Raw genomic sequence first — 19,574 nt, forward strand, 5'->3', positions numbered from 1 at the left:
TCGGGAATGGGTGTCTCGAATACTGGGGGAGAAACGGTGAAGGAAAAGAATCATTTCTATCGTTTGTTCGGTGAACCCGCGGCCGAGTGGCAGGGCGCAGACCTGCCACTCGGCCCACCGCAGGCGCGCCGGGTCTTCGCGCTCCTGCTGATCGAGGCTGGACGCCCGGTGCCCCTCGACCGGATAATCGACGAGCTTTGGGGCGAGACGCCACCGATTTCGGCGAAAGTTCAGGTCCAGGGTCTGATATCGGGTCTTCGCAGGGCTTTGCGCGCGTCGACCGGTGGAACGCCGATTCTCACCAGGGGGGCGGCATATCTTCTCGACGCGGGGCCCGAGGAGACCGACGCCGGCCGGTTCACCTGCCTCACCGCCCAGGGTCGCGGACTGCTGGCCCGTGGCTGCCATCTCGAGGCGGCCCAACGGTTCCGGGACGCGCTCGGACTCTGGCGCGGGCCGGTGCTCGCCGGGATCCCGGCGGCGGCCGAGGTCGTCGCGCACTGGGAGGAAGAGCGCCTTTCGGTGCTGGAAGACAAGGCCGACGCCGAACTCGGGCTCGGCGAACACGACAGGCTCGTTCCCGGGCTGCGTGACCTGCTCGCCGCGGCCCCGTTCCGTGAACGGGTCTGCGGGCAGCTGATGACCGCGCTCGCCCGCGCCGGCCGGGTGGCCGAGGCGCTCGACGTCTACGCCGGATGGCGCCGCAGGCTGGTCGACGAACTCGGCGTCGAGCCTTCGCCGTCGATTCGCGCGTTGCAGTGCGAGATCCTGCGTGAGGGTCAGGGCAGAGCCACCCGCGAGTATCCCGCGTACCAGGAACCCGCTGTGCCGAGCCAGTTGCCGCCGGGGATCCCGGACTTCGTCGGCAGGGACGCGCTCATCGCGGACCTGCTTGGGGAACTGGGCAAGGACGGCGGCCGCGACACCCCGCCCGTGCTGCTGCTGACCGGCGCGGGCGGGGTCGGGAAGTCTTCGCTGGCGATCCGGCTCGCGCACCGGGTCACGGACGACTACCCCGACGGGCGGCTGTTCGCGGCCCTGCGCGGGACCACGAACGAGCCGAGGCCGCCGGAAGCCGTACTCGCCGGTTTCCTGCGTGCCTTCGGCGTTCCCGCCGACGAGATCCCGGCCGACGTCGACGAATGCGCCTGCCTGTTCCGCAGCCTGGTCCACGGCCGTCGCGTGCTGCTGGTCCTGGACGACGCAGCCGGCGAGGCGCAGCTGCGCCCGTTGCTTCCCGCGTCCGGCGGCTGCGCGGTGATCGTCACGAGCCGGTTCTCCTTGGCCGGACTCGAACTCGGCCGCAAGGTCCCGGTCGGTCTCCTGCCACCGGAGGACGCGGAGGCCCTGCTCTCGAAGCTCACCGAGATCGACGAAGACCCCGTCGCCGCCCGGCAGGTTCTCGACCATTGCGGCGGGCTCCCGCTGGCCTTGCGGATCGCCGGCAGCCGGATCGGCGACCGTGCGGGCTGGCGGCTCGCCGACGTCGCGGGCGAGCTGTCCGTCGAACGGCGACGGCTGGACTGGCTGCGCACCGGGGATCTGGCCGTCCGCGGCAGCCTGTCCCTCGGGTACCGGCAACTGACGCCGGACCGGCAGCGGCAGTTCCGAAGACTCGGTCTGCTGCCCTCGGCCGATTTCCCGGTCTGGGCGGCGGCGCTGGCGGACGGCGGCGAGCCAGAGGCGACGTCCCGCGCGCTCGAAGACCTGCGGCATCGGCATATGGTCCAGCCGGTTCCGCGGGCCACCGGCGCACCCCGTTACCGCCTGCACGACCTCTTGCGCGCGTTCGCCGTCGAGCAGGTCGCGGCCGAGCAGGAACAGGTACGCGCGGAGACGATCGAGCGGGTGCTCGGCGGTTGGCTCTGGCTCGCGGAGAAGGCCGCGGATCGGTTGTCCCGGAGCGTTCTGCGGCCCGAGCCCGGCGGCGCGACCCGGACCTCGCTCGACGAAACGCTGGTGACTGAACCGCTTTCGTGGTTCCGATGCGAACTGCCCGCGCTGGAGGCCGCCGTCTCGCACGCGGCGGATGCCGGACTGGGCGAGCTCGCCTGGGAACTCGCCGTCGTGACCGGGTCTTACTTCGACCACAATGGACTGTATGCGGAATGGTCGCGGTGCCATCGGTGCGCGCTCACCGCGGCGAGGGAGTCGGGGTGCGCCCGCGGGGAAGCCGCGCTGCTGAGGGGGATCGGCCAGATCGACCTGTACCGGGACGACTTCAGTGCGGCGGGTGAGGCGCTCGCCGAGTCTTGCCGGATCAGCGAGCGGATCGGCGACTCCGCCGGGCGGGCCAGGGCGCTGACCGGACTCTGCGTCCTCGCCCGCGCCGCCGGACGGCCCGAGGAATCGCGCGCGACCGCGAGGCGGGCACTGGCGCTCTTCCGCGAGATCGGTGACGTCCTCGGCATGGCGCACGCCCATACCTCGTACGCCGTCGCGAGCGCGGAGCTCGGCCTGCTCGACGAGGCGGAGGCGGCGCTGGACGAAGCCGGACGGCTGTGCGCCGAGCTGAACGACCCGCACCGCACGGCGCTCATCCTGCGCAGGCGGGGCCAGTTGTACTTGCGGCGCGAAGACCGGCGGAGCGCGATGTCCTGCCTGCGCCGCGCGCTAGAACTGCTGGACTCGCTTTCCGACGAGATCTGTGCCTCGCGGGTCCGGCTGGATCTCGCGCGGGCCCCCGCGAAGGTGCTGATCGGGACCTAGCTATTTGCGCGGTAAGGCGAATATGGCGTGATCGAGCTTCCGCGGTGAACGGCTTCTTCGCCTGAGTGTCCACAGGGGACAGCCTCTGGCGACCGAATGTCCGATTGATTCCCCTATGCGGAGTTCGGTGCAGGGGTCGTGAGTGGCGTTTCGGGTTAGAACCCTCATTGCCACTCACGACCCTGCGCGAAGTGCCCAAAACGGACGCCTGAACCTGGTTCTATGTCCCTTGTGGACAGTCAAGTCGCGCCAGGTTCTTGAAGTGCCGGTCCTGTCGCCGGCTTCATCACGACACGTCTGCCTTACCTGTCAATTGGTGGTGCGCCACCGCCCCGTCGGCAGTGCGGGGACCCGGTGGCCGCGGTGACCGGTCATCTCCTCGTTCGCGAACAGGGCGTTCAGCACCGCTTCTTCGGTCGCCTGCACCACGGCCTCGAAGAACGGGTCGAGCCTGCCCCACGGGACGAACCGCAGGCTTTCGTACTCGGCCTCCTCGGTCCGGGGGAACCGGCTGGTGAGCGCTCCCGGATTCGCCGTGCTGAACGCCAGGAAGAGATCGCCGGAGAAGTGCGACCCCGCGGTGCCGGTGCGGGCGAGGCCGAGCGGGACACGGCGGGCGAGCGCGGTGCACTGGCCGGGCAGCAGGGGAGCGTCGGTACCGACGATCACGATCACCGATCCCGCGCCGGACGGCGCCGCCCAGTCCGCCTCCATCGGGTTGTCGGCGCCGAGTTCCACGCCGACGTGCTCGCCCGCGACGGTGAGTTCGCGACGTGAGCCGAAGTTGGCCTGTACCAACGTTCCCACGGTGTACTCGTCGTCCCCGTAGGACACGACGCGGGAGGCCGTGCCGGTTCCGCCCTTGAAGCCGTAACAGGTCATCCCGGTACCGCCGCCGACAGAACCTTCGCTGACCGGACCCGTGCGCGCGGCGTCGATCGCGGCGATGGCGTGTCCACTGTGGATAGTCGGTGCGGTGCTGTCGTTCAGATAGCCGTCCCAGGTCTCGGCGACCACCGGCAGCAGCCATTCGGCGGCCACGTCGGGCCGTTCCCGTACCACCCAGTCGATCGTGCCGCGATGGCACGCGCCGACGGCGTGCGTGGAGGTGATCAGCACCGGCAGGGTCAGCGAACCCGTCTCGGCCAGCCACGCGGTGCCGGTCATCTCGCCGTTGCCGTTGAGGGCGTACGTCCCGGCCGCGCACGGCACGGCGAAATCCACGCGTCCGCGCGGCAGGACGGCGGTGACGCCGGTGCGCACCGATTCGCCTTCGACGAGGGTCGTGAAACCGATCTCGACGCCGGGGACGTCGGTGAGCGCGTTGTGCTCGCCGGTCCGGCCGGGCAGCGGGACACCCAGATCGCGGGCGCGGGTCATGGACGGTCCTCCAAGGGGTTCGAGGTGGCTGTGCGGGCGTAGGAGAGCAGCATCGCTTCGGCGGTGGCGGTTTCCAGCGTCGGCACGGCCTGCGTGAGGTGCAGGCCGTAGCCGTCTTCCAGTGCGACGAGGTTCCGCGCGATCGACACCGCGTCCGCGGTCAGCGTGAACTCGCCGGTGGCGGCGCCCGCTTCGAGGATGCCGGTGTAGATCCGGACCTGCTGCTCGTAGAGCGTGATGTGCCGTGCGGCGTACACGGGATCACGGCGGGCGATCGTGCCCAACTCGTAGAGGAGTACGCAGAGTTCGTCGTCAGGGCCGGTGGGCAGGCCGCTGCGGATCATCGCCAGCAGCCGGCCGGACGGGGTCGTCTTCGCGCCCGCGGCCTGCTCTCTCGCCGAACAGAACCGCGCCACCGCCTCGCGCTGCACCTCCTGGAGCAGAGCGGTGAGGGTGGGGAAGTAGTACAGGACCGAACCCGGCGACAGGCCCGCGCCCTCGGCGACGTCCCTCAACCGCAGGTTCAGCACGCCGCGTTCGAGGACGGCCTGTCTGGCCACCTCGATCAACTCGGTACGCCGCTCCGCTGCCTTGCTCGGTCTCGCCATGCGTTCATTCTTCGAATCTTGTTCGAAAAACACAAGAGCTGCGCGCGATCAGCTCTTGACGTCACACGGTGGAGGGCCTTTGATGCGTGCTCAACGGTTTTTCGAAGGAGATTCAAGGAACCTACCTTGTAGGAGGTCGGCCGTGTCCACTCCCGCCCTGCGCCGCGGTCTGCGCACCCTCGGCACGCTGCTCATCACGCTCTCCGCGATCAGTCCCGCCTCGTCGGTGTTCATCATCGCGCCGGGGGTGATCTCCGGTGCCGGGACGGGCGCCTTCTACAGCTTCGTGGCGGCCGCGGTGGTCGGAGTCTTCATGGCCTTCGTCTACGCCGAACTCGCGTCGGCGTTCCCGCTGGCGGGCGGCGAGTACGCGATCGTCACCCGCACTCTCGGCCGCTTGCCAGGGTTCGCCGTACTGGGTCTGATGATCATCACGCAGGTGCTCATCGTCGCGGTGATCGCGCTCGGCGTCGGCACCTACCTCGGCGTGCTCCTGCCCGGCGTGCCCGGTTCGGTCATCGCCGCCGTGACCTGCGTGGTCGCGGCCGTCGTCGGCGTGTTCGACATCAAGCTCAACGCCTGGGTCACCGGGATCTTCCTGGCGATCGAGATCCTCGCGCTGATCGTGGTCAGCGCGCTCGGACTGCTGAACCCGGCGCGGTCGTTCGCCGATCTGCTGGCGCATCCGGTCGCCTCGGACGGTGGTCCGGCCACCGTCGGTGCCATCGCGATCGCCACGTCGGTCGCGATCTTCGCCTACAACGGCTACGGCTCGGCCGTGTACTTCGGCGAGGAGACGCAGGACGCCTCGCGGGGGATCGCCCGGGCGATCCTGCTCGCGCTGGGCATCACCGTGCTCGCCGAGCTGGTCCCGGTGACCGCGGTCCTGCTCGGCGCGCCCGACCTGAACGCGCTGTTCGCCTCGGGGAACATGCTGTCCTACTTCATCGATTCGCGTGGCGGCGGAACCCTCGACACGGTGCTCGGGCTGACCGTCGCGCTCGCGATCATCAACGCGGTGCTGGCGATCGTGCTGATCAGCTCGCGGATGCTGTTCAGCAGCGGCCGCGACCGCGCGTGGCCCCGGCCGGTCAACCGGGCGCTGGCCGCGGTGCACCCGAAGTTCGGGACGCCGTGGGTGGCCACCGTCGGCACCGGACTGGTCGCCGCGCTGCTCTGCTTCGTCGACCCGAAACTGCTGCTGGTGGTGACGAGCACGTCGATCGTGGCGGTCTACGCGGCGCTCTGTCTCGGCGCGATCGTCGGAAGGCGCACCGGCGCCACCGCGCACGCCGAGTACCGGATGCCGTGGTTCCCGGTCGCGCCGGTGCTGGCACTGGCCGTGCTGGTGTTCGTGGTCTACCAGAACCTGCTCGACCCGGCGGTGGGACGGCCGAGCCTGATCGTCACGGCCTGCGTCGCCCTGCTGTCGATCGCGTACTACGTCCTGGTTCTGCGGCGGAAGGGCGGCTGGAAGCTTGCCGATGTCACCGAGGAGAAGGCCGAGGAGCCCGCCTGATCAGGTGTACTCGGCGATCTCCACGCCGTACGTGCCCGGTTCGAGCGCCTCGAAGATATGCGGGACGTCGCCGGGGTAGCAGATGTAGTCGCCGGGCAGCAGTTCGACCGGCTCGTCCAGCGGCCCGACCTTGGCGCGGCCCGCGCTGAGGACGATGTGCTCGACGATGCCGCTCATATGCGGATCCGAGAGTCGCGGTTTCCCGGGCTCGGCGCGGATCAGGTATACGTCGCGCCGGGCGCCGGGCGGGCACGAACTGAGCAGCGTGCAGGCGTAGTCGGCGTGTTCGGCGAACACCGTCGGCCCGCTGCCCGAGCGGATGACCTGCACGCGGGGGCGTTCGGGTTCGACCACACGGGAGAACGGGACGTCGAGCGCGACGCACAGCGCCCAGATCGTCTCGACGCTCGGGTTCCCGGTCCCGGACTCCAGCTGCGAGAGCGTGGATTTCGCGATGCCGGCGCGTTTGGCGACCTCGGTGAGGGACAGCCCGGTGCGGGCGCGTTCCCGGCGCAGGGACATGGCGATGACGTCCAGTGGTGCGCCGTCGGACGCGGTCGGGGACATGCGTTCGCTCCATCGGTCGTTGCGTTCGCCTTGACGAACACGGCTGCGTTCGTTCATTGTATGACGCTATGCGTTCGATATGGCGAACAACCACTCGTGTCCTGGGGCGCGATCTTCTCCGCGACATCGGGCTGGTCTGCCTCGCCGACACCATTGTCGGCATCTCCTACGGCGCGATCGCGGTGGGCTCCGGCTTCCCCATCTGGGCGCCGATGCTGCTTTCGGTGCTGGTCTTCGCGGGCGCCTCGCAGTTCATGTTCGTCGGCATCATCGCCGCCGGGGGCAGCCCGGTCGCGGCCGTCGCGGCGGGGCTGCTCGCCAACGCGCGGCATCTGCCGTTCGGCTTCGCGATCGGCGACGTCCTTGGCAAACGATGGTCGTCGAGGATCGTCGGCAGCCACCTGATGATCGACGAATCGGTCGCGTTCGCGCTGGCCCAGCGAGACGAGGAGCGGCGCAAGGCGGCGTACTGGGTGTGCGGAATCGGGCTGTTCGTGTGCTGGAACGTCGGCGTCCTCGCCGGGGCTTACGCCGGGACTGCGATCAGCGACACCGACGCCTTCGGTCTCGACGCGGCCTTCCCGGCGGTCCTGCTCGCGCTGGTCCTGCCGTCGCTGCGCGACCGTGCCGCCCGGCTGCCGGTGCTCGTCGGCGTGGCCGTCGCGCTGGCCACGACGCCGTTCCTGCCCGCGGGGCTGCCGGTGCTGCTCGCGCTGGTCGGCGTGCTGGCCGGAGTGGCCGCGAAGGAACCCGCCGAACGTGAACCCGAGGGAGTGCACTGATGGACCCGCTGGACCTGATCATCGCCGGCGGCGTGCTCGCGGCCGGGACCTTCGCCTTCCGGTTCGCCGGACCGGTCCTGAAGGCGCGGTTCACCGTGTCGCCCAAGGCCGAGAAACTGATGGCGCGTTCGGCCGTCGTCCTGCTGGCCGCGCTGGTCGCGGTCGCCGCGCTCACCGAGGGACACGAGTTCGCCGGCTACGCCCGGCCCGCCGGGGTGCTGGTCGGCGGCGTGCTCGCCTGGCGCAAAGCGCCGTTCGCGCTGGTCGTCGTCGCGGCGGCCGCGACCGCCGCCCTGCTGCGGCTGGCCGGGGTCCCCTGACCTGGTCCTTCCTCGAGGCGCCTAAGCTAAGGGGAAGGTCTTTCGGGAGGTCGGGTGGCGATCGCGACGGGGGCACGGCCGGTGGTCGGCGTGCTCGCACTGCAGGGCGACGTGCGGGAGCACGCCGCGATGGTGGAACGCGCCGGCGCGCGTGCGCTGCCGGTCCGCCGCGCGAGCGAACTGTCCGAAGTGGACGGTCTGGTGCTGCCGGGCGGCGAGTCGACCACCATGTCGAGGCTGCTGGAGACCTTCGAACTGCTGGAGCCGCTGCGCGAGCGCATCGCGGACGGGATGCCCGCGTTCGGCTCCTGCGCCGGGATGATCCTGCTCGCCCGCCAAGCCCTCGACGGGCGGCCTGATCAGCGGCAACTCGGCGGGCTCGACGTCGTCGTCCGGCGCAACGCGTTCGGGCGGCAGGTGGACTCCTTCGAAGCCGACCTCGACTTCACCGGCGTCGAAGGCGGCCCGGTGCATGCTGTGTTCATCCGGGCCCCGTGGGTCGAAAAGGCGGGCGACGGGGTCGAGGTACTCGCCAGTGTCCCCGAAATGCCGGGCTCGGACGACGCGGCCGCTAGGATCGTCGCGGTCCGGCAGGGGGCGGTACTCGCCACGTCGTTCCACCCCGAACTCACCGGGGACGAACGCGTGCACAGGCTGTTCGTCGACCTCGTGCGGCAGGCTTAAGCAAAACCGACACTGTGCTCAGCGGCGGGCACAGGAGTAGATGGAGGAGAGATGAGCGGCCACTCCAAGTGGGCCACCACGAAGCACAAGAAGGCCAACCTGGACGCGAAGCGCGGCAAGCTCTTCGCCCGGTTGATCAAGAACATCGAGGTGGCGGCCCGGACCGGCGGTGGCGACCCGGACGGCAACCCGACGCTCTACGACGCCATCCAGAAGGCCAAGAAGAACTCGGTCCCGCAGGACAACATCGAGCGCGCCCGCAAACGCGGCGCCGGTGAAGAGGCCGGTGGCGCCGACTGGCAGACCATCACCTATGAGGGCTACGGCCCGAACGGGGTGGCCGTGCTGATCGAATGCCTCACCGACAACAAGAACCGCGCCGCCATGGAGGTGCGGACCGCGCTCACCCGGAACAACGGCTCGCTCGCCGACCCGGGCTCGGTCGCCTACATGTTCAACCGCAAGGGCGTCGTGATCATGCCCAAGGGTGACGCGGCCGAGGACGACGTCCTCATGGCCGTGCTCGATGCGGGTGCCGAGGAGGTGAACGACCTCGACGAGAACTTCGAGATCGTCTCCGAGGCGACCGACCTCGTCCCGGTCCGGAAAGCCTTGCAGGAAGCCGGTTTCGAGTACGAGTCCGCGGATCTCACCTTCCTGCCGTCGGTCAGTGTCCCGCTGGACGTCGAGGGCGCGAAGAAGGTCTTCAAGCTCATCGACGCGCTCGAGGATTGCGACGACGTGCAGAACGTGTACGCGAACTTCGATGTGTCGGACGAGGTCATGGCGGAAGTCGGCTGATCGATTTTCCCGCCATGCCGCGGAAAATCGGTCCCGGGGCTAGGTGCGGGCGCTCGCGTGGGGCACAATGTCGCGCGTGACGACCTCCGAAGCCGACGCCCTCACCGCCGAAGAAACCGAACTCATCCAGTGGATCGAGGCGCAGGCGAAGGCGAGAGGGAACGCGGTCATCGCCGTCGAAGGCGACGAGGAGGAAGCGGCCTTCTGCTTCACCGCGTGCGCCTGGGCGCTGCACAACGTCGCGGAAGCGGTCGTGATCGGACTGCCCGGGAACATGGGGCCGGTCCTGCTCGACGCCTACGTGGACCGCGCGGCCGCCGGCGAGATCTTCGAGGTCGGCAAGCAGTACGACGATTTCTTCGAGGGCGCGCCGGTGGTCTTCGAACGGGTCGCGAAGGGGCACTATCCCGAGTACTTCGGGAGCGCGTTCCTGATCTACCCGGACGGGGACTTCCCGGCGCTGCAGCTGATCGTCGCCACACCGGACGGGCACTTCCCGTGGCATCCGGACGCGCCCGAGGGCTTCGCGCGGTACCAGCCGGTGCTGACCGAATCCGGTGACCCGGAGAGCTGGAAGCCGGGCGTCGATGGCCCCTGAGTCACCACTGCGCGTGCTGATCGCAAGTCCGTGAAGGCCTCCTTACCTACCCTGAAGGTAGTGAAGGAGGCCTTCACGGATTTCAGGGGTGCTCCAGCCAGGGCGCCAGATCCTCAGCCGCCTCCTGCCACTCAGCGGCCAAAGCCGCCGCGGACCGGAACTCCACGCAGTCGTCCGTATAAGGCGGTACCACCACCGTCCCGACCAGGCTCCACTCACCGGTGCTCACCGACGCCTGCCACACCCCGGCGGGCACCACCACCTGCGGACGCTGACCGGCCGCGACGTCCGGCCCCAGCGCCGGCCGCGAGATCCGCCCGTCCGGGAACAACAGCAGCATCCGCACCGGCGCCCCGGCGTGGTGCGCGTAGATCTCCAGCCGGTCCAGCCGGTGCGGCGCCGACGTTTCCGGAGGCGCCAGCAGATAGTAGATCGCCGAAGCGGTCTCGTCGCGCCAACTCTGTGCCCAGCGGCCACCTTCCACGGGCAGCGGCTGGAGACCCAGATGAACGGTGAACTCGTCGAGGCTCGGCATGTCCTCATCTTGCCCGGCGGTGGCTCCGGGTAGCCTCAGCCTCGAACGGATGTTCGCTGGAGCGGCGGAGGGAAACGCGTGCGGGTACTCGGGGTCGACCCCGGTCTGACCAGGTGCGGGCTCGGAGTGGTCGACGGCGGCACGGGCCGCACCGTCCGCGCCGTGGCCGTCGACGTCGTGCGCACCCCGCCGGACGCCGATCTTTCCGTACGCCTGCTGGGGATTTCCGATGCCGTCGAGCGGTGGCTGGATCGCTACAAGCCCGAAGCCGTCGCCGTCGAGCGGGTCTTCGCGCAGCACAACGTGCGCACCGCGATGGGCACCGCGCAGGCGGGCGGTGTCGTCGCGCTCGCCGCGGCCAAACGCGGGCTGCCGGTCGTGTTCCACACCCCAAGTGAAGTCAAGGCCGCCGTCACGGGCTCCGGCCGCGCGGACAAGGCGCAGGTCACCGGTATGGTCATGCGGCTGCTCGGCCTCGAGGTCAAACCGCATCCGGCGGACGCCGCGGACGCGCTCGCGCTCGCCATCTGCCATCTGTGGCGCGAACCGATGCGGGTCCGGCTCGCCGAAGCCGAGGCCAGGGCCGCCGAGATCGCCAAGAACCACAAGGCCAGGCTCGCCGCCGCGGCCAAACAAGCAAAGACGCAGGGAGCGGCTCGATGATCTCCTCGGTACGCGGTGAAATCCTCTCCATCGGTCTCGACCACGTCGTGATCGAGGTCGGGGGAGTGGGCTTCGCCGTGCAGGCCACCCCCGCCACCCTCGCGACGCTTCGCCGTGGCGAGGAGGCGATGCTGCACACCGCGCTCGTGGTCCGCGAGGATTCCTTGACGCTGTTCGGTTTCGCCGACGCGGACGCCCGCGAACTGTTCGGCCTGCTGCAGACGGTCTCCGGGATCGGTCCGCGGCTCGCGCTCGCGACACTGGCCGTCCTCGATCCCGACAAGCTGCGCTCCGCGCTGGTCGAAGGCAACATCACCGTGCTCACCCAGGTGCCCGGCATCGGCCGCAAGGGCGCCGAGCGGCTCACGCTCGAACTCCGGGACAAGGTCACCGCGCTCGCGGGGCCGACGGACGGCTCCCCGGCGGTCGTCGCGCCCGGCGCGCTGCGGGGCGAGGTCGTCGAGGCGCTCGCGGGTCTCGGGTTCCCGGCCAAACAGGCCGAACAGGCCGTCGACAAGGTGCTCGGCGAGGGCGAAGGCCACACGACCTCGTCCGTGCTGCGCGCCGCGTTGGCCACCCTCGGGCGTAAGCGGTAACCGGCCACATGGACTATGAGGCCGTGACGGAATTCGACGCCGACGACGAGACGCTTTCGGCGCTGCCGCAGACCGGCGAACGCGAGGTCGAGACCACGCTGCGCCCTCGCAAGCTGGAAGAGTTCGTCGGCCAGCCACGGGTGCGTGAACAGCTCGAACTCGTCCTGGAAAGCGCGCGACGCCGGGGTGTCCCGCCTGATCACGTCCTGCTCTCCGGTCCGCCGGGGCTGGGCAAGACGAGTATGGCGATGATCGTCGCCGCCGAACTCAACGCCGCCATCCGCATCACCTCCGGACCAGCGCTGGAACGCGCGGGCGACCTGGCCGCGATGCTGTCGAACCTGGCGCCCGGCGACGTCCTGTTCATCGACGAGATCCACCGCATCGCCCGCCCGGCCGAGGAGATGCTGTACCTCGCGATGGAGGACTTCCGCGTCGACGTCGTCGTCGGCAAGGGGCCCGGCGCCACCAGCATCCCGCTGGAGATCGCGCCGTTCACACTGGTCGGTGCCACGACGCGATCCGGTGCGCTGACCGGTCCGCTGCGTGACCGATTCGGTTTCACCGGCCAGATGGAGTTCTACAGCGACAGCGAACTCGAACTCGTCGTCCGGCGGGCGGCGACGATCCTGGAGATCCCCATCGACCGCGATGGCTGCGCCGAGATCGCGCGCCGATCGAGGGGCACTCCCCGGATCGCGAACAGGTTGCTGCGCCGGGTCCGCGACTACGCCGAGGTCCGCGCGGACGGGAATGCCACGCGCAAGGTCGTGCGTGCCGCGCTGGAGGTCTACGACGTCGACGAACTCGGCCTCGACCGGCTCGACCGCGCGGTGCTGACCGCGCTGGTCCGCTCCTTCGGCGGCGGCCCGGTCGGCGTGTCCACGCTGGCCGTCGCGGTGGGGGAAGAACCGACCACGGTCGAGGAGGTGTGTGAGCCTTACCTGGTCCGCGCCGGTATGCTCGCCCGCACTCCTCGCGGCCGGGTCGCCACAGCGGCCGCGTGGGAACACCTCGGCCTGCCGGTCCCGGCCGGTGCCACACGCGGCGAGCAGGGCGGACCGAACCTGTTCGACCAGGATTGACCGGACCGTTCACGCGGTCCGAGGCCCGTGGTGACGACGGGTGGTGGTGGAGTTTCCGCTGGCACCTGGCACACTCGGAGAGAGCACACCCCGCCAAACCGGACAAAACAGCGCACCGCGCGGCGTCCGCTCGAAATGGAGAATCATGAACCAGTTATTGCTGCCGCTGCTCCTGATGCTCGTTGTGGCGATTCCGCTCGTCATGGGCACCCGTAAGCAGAAGAAGGCGGCGGCAGCGCAGCAGGAGCTGCTCTCGAGCCTGGCTCCCGGTGACCGGGTGATGACCACCTCCGGTCTCTACGCGTCTGTCGCCGACGCTTCCGCCGACACCACGATCGACCTCGAGATCGCTCCGGGCGTCGTGACCACCTGGCTGCGCCAGGCCGTCCGCGAGAAGGTCGAGCCGGTCGTCGAGACCGACGAAGACACGATCGACGACGAGGCCGTCGTCGAGGAGCCGGCCATCGAGTCGAAGGACGACGAGCGCGTCGAGGAGAAGTCGGGCGCGCAGGTCGCTCCTCCGCTGGAGCACGGCAAGAAGTAGCGGTTGTAAGGCCATCCCCGACACCAGACTTTCGTAGGTGCGGGGCCAACGCCGGGCTCACGCAGCACCGAGTAGTGTCTCGGTGCTGCGTGCGTGTCCGTCGTCATAGTCGTGCCCGTTCACCGGGCATCGTCATCGAGGCAGGTTCGCGGTACCACCGGACTCCCGTCCGGTAGGTGAACAGCCAAGTCCATTGGGGAACACCCAGTCCGTCCGAGGAGACCGAAGCACAGTGGCCGCACCGGCCGGGCATCTCCGCCCGGGACGCTATCTCGCCTTCTTCGCCCTGATCGTGGTGGCGTTGTACGCCCTGGTGTTCTTCACCGGTAGCGGCAAGCCGACGCCGAAGCTCGGCATCGATCTGCAAGGCGGCACGAGGGTCACCCTGACCGCCCGAAACCCCGACGGCGGCGACCCTCCGCGAGAGTCCCTCGAACAGGCCCGCTCGATCATCGAGCGCCGGGTCAACGGTATCGGCGTCAGCGGCACCGAGGTCGTCCTCGACGGCAGCAACGTCGTGATCACCGTGCCCGGCGAGCAGGGCGACCAGGCGAAGACCCTGGGCAAGACCGCGAAGCTGGGCTTCCGGAAGGTCGTGACGTCGCAGCCGGTGACCCCGGCCCCGCAGCCGTCGGCGCCGCCCGCTTCCGGCACGCCGTCTTCGGCACCGCCGGCTTCGCCGGGCGCGAGCGCCCCGCCGAGCAGCCCGGCCAATGGTGGCGGTGGCGCCGCCGGTGCGCCGCAGCAGCAGCCGGACGAGAACGCGGACGAGAAGACGAAGAGGGAGATCGAGGAGGCCCGGAACCTCCGGCAGAACCCCGATCTGCTGTCGACGGACCAGGCGAAGCAGGCCGCGGCGGCCGAGAAGGCCTTCGCGGCGCTCAACTGCGACCCCAAGATCGCGGACCCGCTGGTCGGCAACGACCTCACCGACAAGCCGCTGGTCGCCTGCGGTGACAAGAACAGCATGAAGTACCTGCTGGAGCCGGAGTTCCTGCCCGGAACCGAGATCTCCGACGCGTCCTCGGGCTACGACACCCAGAACTCCCAGTGGGTCGTCAACCTGAACTTCAAGGGTGACGGATCCCGGATCTGGGGCGACTTCACCTCGAAGAACGTCCAGAAGCAGGCCGCGTTCGTCCTCGACACGCAGGTCGTCTCCGCACCGACCATCCAGTCCGCGATCCTCGGTGGCCAGACCCAGATCACCGGCCGGTTCAGCCAGACCGAGGCGAAGGACCTGGCGGATGTGCTGAAGTACGGTTCGCTGCCGCTGTCGTTCGAGTCCTCGGACGCGACGACGGTGTCCGCGACGCTGGGTCTCGCGTCGCTGCAGGCGGGCCTGATCGCCGGCGGTATCGGCCTGCTGGCCGTGTTCATCTACTGCATGTTCTATTACCGGCTGCTCGGCCTGCTGACGATCCTGTCGCTCGGTTTGTCGTTCACCATCGTGTACGGGGTCCTGGTGCTGCTGGGGCGGTGGATCGGGTACACCCTCGACCTCGCCGGCGTGGCGGGCCTGATCATCGCGATCGGTATCACCGCGGACTCGTTCGTCATCTACTTCGAACGGCTCAAGGACGAGATCCGCGAGGGCAGGACGTTCCGCTCCGCGGTCCCGCGTGGCTGGTCTCGAGCCCAGCGCACGATTCTCGCGGCGGACGCGGTCAGCTTCCTCGCCGCGGCGATCCTCTACCTGCTGGCGGTCGGTGACGTGAAGGGCTTCGCGTTCACCCTCGGCATGTCGACGGTCCTCGACCTCGTGGTCGTCTACCTCGTCACGCACCCCTTGGTCTCGATGGTGTCCCGGTCCAAGTCTAAGTTCCTGTCCAACCCCAAGAACCTCGGCCTCGGCGCCGTGCAGCAGGTGGGTTCGGATCGCAAGGCCGCTCGCGCCGTTCCCGGCCGTACGAACGTGAAGGAGGCGTGATCGTGGTCGACGACAAGAACACCACCGAGAACCAGCACGAGAGCGTCTTCCGCCGCATGTATGTGGGCACCGGCGTGTTCGACGTCGTCGGTGTCCGCAAGCGCTGGTACCTCTTCTTCGGCGCGCTGGTGCTGGTGTGCATCGCGTCGATGGGGGTCAAGGGCTTCAACTTCGGCATCGACTTCGAAGGCGGCACCCAGATCCAGCTGCCCGCCAACGGCAAGAGTGGGCAGATCACCGAAGAGCGGGCCAAGGAGGTCTTCGCCGACGCGCTGGGCAAGCCGGCCGACGAGGCGCAGAAGGTCGGCACCGGTGTCGCGTCGACCATCCAGCTCCGCTCGGACACTCTGGACGCGGCCGAGGTCGCCAAGGTGAAGCAGGCCCTGTTCCAGGAACTGGGCCCGATCGGATCCAGCGGTCAGCCGAGCGTCCAGGCGATCAGTGACAGCGCGGTCAGCGCGTCCTGGGGCGGGGAGATCTCCCGGCAGGCACTGATCGCGCTCGGAGTCTTCCTGCTGGCGGTCACGCTGTTCCTGGCGTTGTACTTCGACCCCCGGATGGCGGCCGCGGCACTGGTCACCCTGCTGAACGACATCGTGGTGACGGCGGGTGTCTACTCGCTGATCGGCTTCGAGGTCACGCCGGCGACGGTGATCGGTCTGCTGACGATCCTCGGGTTCTCGCTGTACGACACGGTGGTGGTGTTCGACAAGGTCCGCGAGAACACGCGCGGTCTGCTCGGCCTGACCCGCCGGACCTACGCGGAAGCGGCGAACCTGGCGTTGAACCAGACGCTGATGCGTTCGTTCAACACGTCGTTGATCGCGGCGCTGCCGATCCTCGGGTTGCTGGTGATCGGGTACCTCCTGCTCGGTTCCGGCACCCTGCAGGAGCTCGCGCTCGTGCAGCTCACCGGCACCGTGGTGGGCGTGCTGTCGTCGGTCGCGCTGGCCACCCCGCTGCTGGTCGACTTCAAGATGCGTGACCCGAAGTACCGGCAGCAGGCCGATCGTGTCGCTTCGCGGCGCGCGAACCAGGCCCGCAAGGCCGCCGAGCGCGACGACGACTTCGACCCGAACGACGAGGACGCCTTGGCCGCCGAACTCCGCAAGGAGAAGGCGTACGCCGCCGCGGCGAGCGTCCCCGCCCGGAACCAGAAGGCCCACAAGGGCCGTCCGTCGGGCAAGCGCAAGAGGTAACCGGCTTTCCAGCGCTATGAAGGGGCCTTTCATTGCAAAATTTGCAATGAAAGGCCCCTTCATAGCGACCGGTCACGAACACCACGCGAGTTGGAGAGCAGGAAGTACATGGAGCTGGACAAGGCACTCGACCTCATCGCCGACGTGCCGGACTTCCCCGAACCCGGCGTGCTGTTCCGGGACCTGAGCCCGCTGTTCGCCGACGCGGCGGGCTTCAAGGCCGTCACCGACGGCTTGGCCGCCACCGTCGATCCCGACGCCGACGTGCTTGCGGGTGTGGAAGCGCGCGGGTTCCTGCTGGCGGCCGCCGTCGGCTACGCCCGCGGTCTCGGCGTCGCGTTGATCCGCAAGCCCGGCAAGCTGCCCCGGGTCGCGGGCAGGGTCGGCTACACGCTGGAGTACGGCACCGCGACCGTCGAACTCCCCGAAGGCGTGGTCGGGCCCGGCCAGCGTGTCGCGGTCCTCGACGACGTCCTCGCGACCGGTGGCACGGTCGCGGCCACCTGCAAGCTGCTGGAGGACGCGAAGGCGCAGGTCACCGGGGTTTCGGTGGTCATGGAACTCGGCGCGCTCGGTGGTCGTTCCGTGCTTGAGGGGCGTCGTGTGGAGGCCCTCCGGGTGTGTTGAGCGGGCGTACCAAGTGGGCCGCGAGGGGGAGCGGTTACCCTTGATGTCCGAAGGCCGCACGAAGCGCAGGAGGTGCGGGTGAGCCAAGAGCTCGATGCCGCGGTGTCCTCGAAGGACGGCACCGAGCAGAACGGTGCGGCGCGACAGGGGGCAGCGCCGACGCCGTCCGCGACGCGCCGTGTCCGCGCCCGCCTCGCCCGCCGGATCACCGCACAGCGCGCCGCGCCGGTCAAGCAGGTTCTCGAACCGCTCGCCGTCATCCACCGCGAGCTGCATCCGAACGCGGATCTCGCGCAGCTGCAGCGCGCCTACGACGTCGCCGAAGAGCTCCACCGGGAGCAGCGGCGCAAGTCCGGTGACCCGTACATCACGCATCCGCTCGCGGTCGCGACCATCCTCGCCGAGCTCGGCATGGACACCACGACGCTGGTCGCGGCGCTACTGCACGACACCGTCGAAGACACCGGCTACTCGCTGGAGAGCCTGAAGGCCGACTTCGGCGAGAAGGTCGGCGAGCTCGTCGACGGCGTCACCAAGCTGGACAAGGTCAAGCTCGGCACGGCCGCCGAGGCCGAGACCATCCGCAAGATGGTCATCGCGATGGCGCGCGACCCGCGCGTGCTGGTCATCAAGCTGGCCGACCGGCTGCACAACATGCGCACGATGCGCTTCCTGCCGCCGGAGAAGCAGGCCCGCAAGGCTCGCGAGACCCTGGAGGTCCTCGCCCCGCTGGCGCACCGGCTCGGCATGGCGACGGTCAAATGGGAGCTGGAGGATCTGGCCTTCGCCATCCTGCAGCCGAAGAAGTACGACGAGATCGTCCGCCTGGTCGCCGATCGCGCGCCTTCGCGCGACACGTACCTGCGGTCGGTGATCACCGAGCTGACCGGCAATCTCGAAGGCTCGCGGATCACCGCCAAGGTCGAGGGCAGGCCGAAGCACTACTACTCGATCCACCAGAAGATGATCGTCCGCGGCCGCGACCTCGACGACATCCACGACCTGGTGGGTGTGCGCATCCTGGTCGAGGACGTCCGCGACTGCTACGCCGCGATGGGTGTCGTCCACGCGCTGTGGCAGCCGGTCCCCGGCCGGTTCAAGGACTACATCGCGCAGCCTCGGTTCGGTGTGTACCAGTCGTTGCACACCACGGTGATCGGGCCGGACGGCAAACCGCTGGAAGTCCAGATCCGGACCTACGAGATGCACCGCACCGCCGAATACGGCATCGCCGCGCACTGGCGGTACAAGGAAACCAAGGGCACCCACAACGGGAACGCCATGGATGTCGACGAGATGGCGTGGATGCGCCAGCTCCTCGACTGGCAGCGTGAAGCGGCGGACCCGGGGGACTTCCTCGAGTCACTGCGTTACGAGCTCGCCTCGCGCGAGATCTTCGTGTTCACGCCCAAGGGTGACGTGATCACGCTGCCGGTCGATTCGACGCCGGTCGACTTCGCCTACGCCGTGCACACCGAGGTCGGGCATCGCTGCATCGGGGCCCGCGTCAACGGCAGGCTCGTCGCCCTCGAGCGCAAGCTGGAGAACGGCGAGGTCATCGAGATCTTCACCTCGAAGGCCGAGACGGCGGGTCCGAGCCGCGACTGGCTGCAGTTCGCCGGCTCGCCCAAGGCCCGCGCGAAGATCCGGCAGTGGTTCGCCAAGGAACGCCGCGACGAGGCGATCGAAGGCGGCAAGGAGGCCATCACCAAGGAGGTCCGCAAGGTCGGCCTCCCGATCCAGCGGCTGGTCTCCGCCGAATCGATGGGCGCGGTCGCCACCGAACTGCGGCATCCCGACATCAGTTCGCTGTACGCGGCCGTCGGCGAGGGCCACACCAGCGCGAAGCACGTCGTGCAGCGGCTCGTCGCGCTCATCGGCGGGGTCGACGAGGCGGAGGAAGAACTCGCCGAGCGCGCGACACCGTCCACGGTCACCCGCCGCCGCGGTTCGAACGACGTCGGTGTCGTGGTGAAGGGCGCCAGCGACGTCTGGGCGAAGCTCGCCCGCTGCTGCACGCCGGTGCCCGGTGACGAGATCCTCGGTTTCGTCACCCGCGGTGGCGGTGTCAGCGTGCACCGGACCGACTGCACCAACGCCGACGACCTGCGGGCTCAGCCGGAACGGCTCGTCGAGGTCGAGTGGGCGCCGTCGGCGTCCTCGGTATTCCTTGTCGCGATCCAGGTCGAGGCGCTGGACCGGCACCGCCTGCTCTCGGACGTCACGAAGGTGCTCGCGGACGAGAAGGTCAACATCCTGTCCGCGTCGGTCACGACGTCACGCGACAGGGTGGCGGTCAGCCGGTTCTCGTTCGAGATGGGCGACCCGAAGCACCTCGGACACGTGCTGAAGGTGGTCCGAGGTGTCGAAGGCGTTTACGACGTGTATCGGGTCACTTCGGCTTCGTGATCGCCCGCGGCATCCGGT

19 protein-coding genes are annotated in these 19,574 nt (G+C 69.2%); 15 read left to right on the forward strand and 4 right to left on the reverse strand.

Features of this window, described 5'->3' with window-relative positions; genetic code table 11:
* The first annotated feature begins 36 nt into the window (after positions 1–36).
* Complete coding sequence (locus AC069H_RS20080; protein WP_478233379.1) at positions 37–2,709, forward strand: AfsR/SARP family transcriptional regulator; 2,673 nt, start codon at positions 37–39, stop codon at positions 2,707–2,709.
* A gap of 309 nt (positions 2,710–3,018) precedes the next feature.
* Here AC069H_RS20080 and AC069H_RS20085 read toward each other — a convergent pair whose 3' ends face one another.
* Both AC069H_RS20085 and AC069H_RS20090 read right to left on the reverse strand, forming a co-directional pair.
* The gene (locus AC069H_RS20085; protein WP_478233380.1) at positions 3,019–4,089 is read right to left on the reverse strand and encodes a DmpA family aminopeptidase; all 1,071 of its coding nucleotides are present in this window, start codon (positions 4,087–4,089) and stop codon (positions 3,019–3,021) included.
* Positions 4,086–4,697, reverse strand: a complete 612-nt coding sequence (locus AC069H_RS20090) for a TetR/AcrR family transcriptional regulator (protein WP_478233381.1) — start codon at positions 4,695–4,697, stop codon at positions 4,086–4,088. The genes AC069H_RS20085 and AC069H_RS20090 overlap by 4 nt, the downstream gene beginning before the upstream one ends.
* A 142-nt stretch (positions 4,698–4,839) precedes the next feature.
* Here AC069H_RS20090 and AC069H_RS20095 point away from each other — a divergent pair, with 142 nt between their 5' ends.
* The gene (locus tag AC069H_RS20095; protein WP_478225939.1) at positions 4,840–6,216 is read left to right on the forward strand and encodes an APC family permease; all 1,377 of its coding nucleotides are present in this window, start codon (positions 4,840–4,842) and stop codon (positions 6,214–6,216) included.
* Here the strand turns inward: AC069H_RS20095 and AC069H_RS20100 are convergent, their stop codons facing one another.
* Complete coding sequence (locus AC069H_RS20100; RefSeq protein ID WP_034308044.1) at positions 6,217–6,783, reverse strand: helix-turn-helix domain-containing protein; 567 nt, start codon at positions 6,781–6,783, stop codon at positions 6,217–6,219. It abuts the gene before it with no gap.
* 68 nt (positions 6,784–6,851) lie between these two features.
* On the opposite strand from AC069H_RS20100, the gene AC069H_RS20105 reads away from it, so the two are divergent.
* The 5 genes from AC069H_RS20105 (at position 6,852) to AC069H_RS20125 (ending at position 9,968) form a co-directional block, all read left to right on the forward strand.
* The gene (locus AC069H_RS20105; RefSeq protein WP_148116051.1) at positions 6,852–7,565 is read left to right on the forward strand and encodes an AzlC family ABC transporter permease; all 714 of its coding nucleotides are present in this window, start codon (positions 6,852–6,854) and stop codon (positions 7,563–7,565) included.
* Complete coding sequence (locus AC069H_RS20110; RefSeq protein ID WP_005159089.1) at positions 7,565–7,885, forward strand: AzlD domain-containing protein; 321 nt, start codon at positions 7,565–7,567, stop codon at positions 7,883–7,885. The genes AC069H_RS20105 and AC069H_RS20110 overlap by 1 nt, the downstream gene beginning before the upstream one ends.
* Before the next feature lie 54 nt (positions 7,886–7,939).
* Positions 7,940–8,569 carry a pyridoxal 5'-phosphate synthase glutaminase subunit PdxT gene (pdxT, locus tag AC069H_RS20115; RefSeq protein ID WP_125788094.1) on the forward strand — a complete coding sequence of 210 codons (630 nt, stop codon included), beginning with the start codon at positions 7,940–7,942 and terminating at the stop codon, positions 8,567–8,569.
* Between the two features lie 51 nt (positions 8,570–8,620).
* A complete protein-coding gene (locus tag AC069H_RS20120; RefSeq protein ID WP_470226705.1) occupies positions 8,621–9,370 on the forward strand; it encodes a YebC/PmpR family DNA-binding transcriptional regulator in 750 nt (249 codons plus the stop codon).
* A 67-nt stretch (positions 9,371–9,437) separates the two neighbouring features.
* Complete coding sequence (locus tag AC069H_RS20125; RefSeq protein ID WP_478233382.1) at positions 9,438–9,968, forward strand: DUF4262 domain-containing protein; 531 nt, start codon at positions 9,438–9,440, stop codon at positions 9,966–9,968.
* An 82-nt stretch (positions 9,969–10,050) separates the two neighbouring features.
* On the opposite strand, the gene AC069H_RS20130 is transcribed toward AC069H_RS20125, so the two are convergent.
* Positions 10,051–10,503, reverse strand: a complete 453-nt coding sequence (locus tag AC069H_RS20130) for a cupin domain-containing protein (RefSeq protein WP_478233383.1) — start codon at positions 10,501–10,503, stop codon at positions 10,051–10,053.
* Positions 10,504–10,581: 78 nt separating this feature from the next.
* Between AC069H_RS20130 and ruvC the strand changes: the two genes are divergently transcribed.
* From ruvC to AC069H_RS20170, 8 genes are all read left to right on the forward strand, one after another.
* Positions 10,582–11,166, forward strand: coding sequence for a crossover junction endodeoxyribonuclease RuvC (gene ruvC, locus AC069H_RS20135; protein ID WP_340681463.1), 585 nt, complete (start codon positions 10,582–10,584; stop codon positions 11,164–11,166).
* Positions 11,163–11,762 (forward strand): Holliday junction branch migration protein RuvA, encoded by a 600-nt coding sequence (ruvA, locus tag AC069H_RS20140; RefSeq protein WP_125683140.1) that lies wholly within the window; start codon positions 11,163–11,165, stop codon positions 11,760–11,762. Before ruvC ends, ruvA begins: the two co-directional genes overlap by 4 nt.
* Before the next feature lie 8 nt (positions 11,763–11,770).
* On the forward strand, positions 11,771–12,847 hold the full coding sequence (gene ruvB / locus AC069H_RS20145; RefSeq protein WP_478225944.1) for a Holliday junction branch migration DNA helicase RuvB: 1,077 nt from the start codon (positions 11,771–11,773) through the stop codon (positions 12,845–12,847).
* A gap of 145 nt (positions 12,848–12,992) precedes the next feature.
* On the forward strand, positions 12,993–13,391 hold the full coding sequence (gene yajC, locus AC069H_RS20150; RefSeq protein WP_340681465.1) for a preprotein translocase subunit YajC: 399 nt from the start codon (positions 12,993–12,995) through the stop codon (positions 13,389–13,391).
* A 232-nt stretch (positions 13,392–13,623) separates the two neighbouring features.
* Positions 13,624–15,321, forward strand: a complete 1,698-nt coding sequence (gene secD / locus AC069H_RS20155; protein WP_478233384.1) for a protein translocase subunit SecD — start codon at positions 13,624–13,626, stop codon at positions 15,319–15,321.
* Between the two features lie 56 nt (positions 15,322–15,377).
* Complete coding sequence (gene secF / locus AC069H_RS20160) at positions 15,378–16,520, forward strand: protein translocase subunit SecF (RefSeq protein ID WP_478226161.1); 1,143 nt, start codon at positions 15,378–15,380, stop codon at positions 16,518–16,520.
* Between the two features lie 108 nt (positions 16,521–16,628).
* Positions 16,629–17,147: an adenine phosphoribosyltransferase gene (locus tag AC069H_RS20165; RefSeq protein ID WP_478225947.1), complete on the forward strand. Its 519-nt coding sequence runs from the start codon at positions 16,629–16,631 to the stop codon at positions 17,145–17,147.
* A 78-nt stretch (positions 17,148–17,225) separates the two neighbouring features.
* Entirely contained in the window at positions 17,226–19,556 is a 2,331-nt protein-coding gene (locus AC069H_RS20170) for a RelA/SpoT family protein (protein ID WP_478225948.1), read from the forward strand.
* Positions 19,557–19,574 lie beyond the last annotated feature (18 nt).

The organism is Amycolatopsis sp. NPDC043887 (assembly GCF_056435665.1).

Excerpts from the sequence above, each read along its gene's own strand:
- AC069H_RS20100 (WP_034308044.1), bottom strand. The coding sequence starts at position 6,783 with ATGTCCCCGACCGCGTCCGACGGCGCACCACTGGACGTCATCGCCATG.
- ruvA (WP_125683140.1), top strand. The coding sequence starts at position 11,163 with ATGATCTCCTCGGTACGCGGTGAAATCCTCTCCATCGGTCTCGACCAC.
- AC069H_RS20105 (WP_148116051.1), top strand. The coding sequence starts at position 6,852 with ATGCGTTCGATATGGCGAACAACCACTCGTGTCCTGGGGCGCGATCTT.
- AC069H_RS20085 (WP_478233380.1), bottom strand. The coding sequence starts at position 4,089 with ATGACCCGCGCCCGCGATCTGGGTGTCCCGCTGCCCGGCCGGACCGGC.
- AC069H_RS20130 (WP_478233383.1), bottom strand. The coding sequence starts at position 10,503 with ATGCCGAGCCTCGACGAGTTCACCGTTCATCTGGGTCTCCAGCCGCTG.
- yajC (WP_340681465.1), top strand. The coding sequence starts at position 12,993 with ATGAACCAGTTATTGCTGCCGCTGCTCCTGATGCTCGTTGTGGCGATT.
- AC069H_RS20120 (WP_470226705.1), top strand. The coding sequence starts at position 8,621 with ATGAGCGGCCACTCCAAGTGGGCCACCACGAAGCACAAGAAGGCCAAC.
- secF (WP_478226161.1), top strand. The coding sequence starts at position 15,378 with ATGTATGTGGGCACCGGCGTGTTCGACGTCGTCGGTGTCCGCAAGCGC.
- AC069H_RS20110 (WP_005159089.1), top strand. The coding sequence starts at position 7,565 with ATGGACCCGCTGGACCTGATCATCGCCGGCGGCGTGCTCGCGGCCGGG.
- AC069H_RS20165 (WP_478225947.1), top strand. The coding sequence starts at position 16,629 with ATGGAGCTGGACAAGGCACTCGACCTCATCGCCGACGTGCCGGACTTC.
- ruvB (WP_478225944.1), top strand. The coding sequence starts at position 11,771 with ATGGACTATGAGGCCGTGACGGAATTCGACGCCGACGACGAGACGCTT.
- AC069H_RS20125 (WP_478233382.1), top strand. The coding sequence starts at position 9,438 with ATGTCGCGCGTGACGACCTCCGAAGCCGACGCCCTCACCGCCGAAGAA.
- AC069H_RS20090 (WP_478233381.1), bottom strand. The coding sequence starts at position 4,697 with ATGGCGAGACCGAGCAAGGCAGCGGAGCGGCGTACCGAGTTGATCGAG.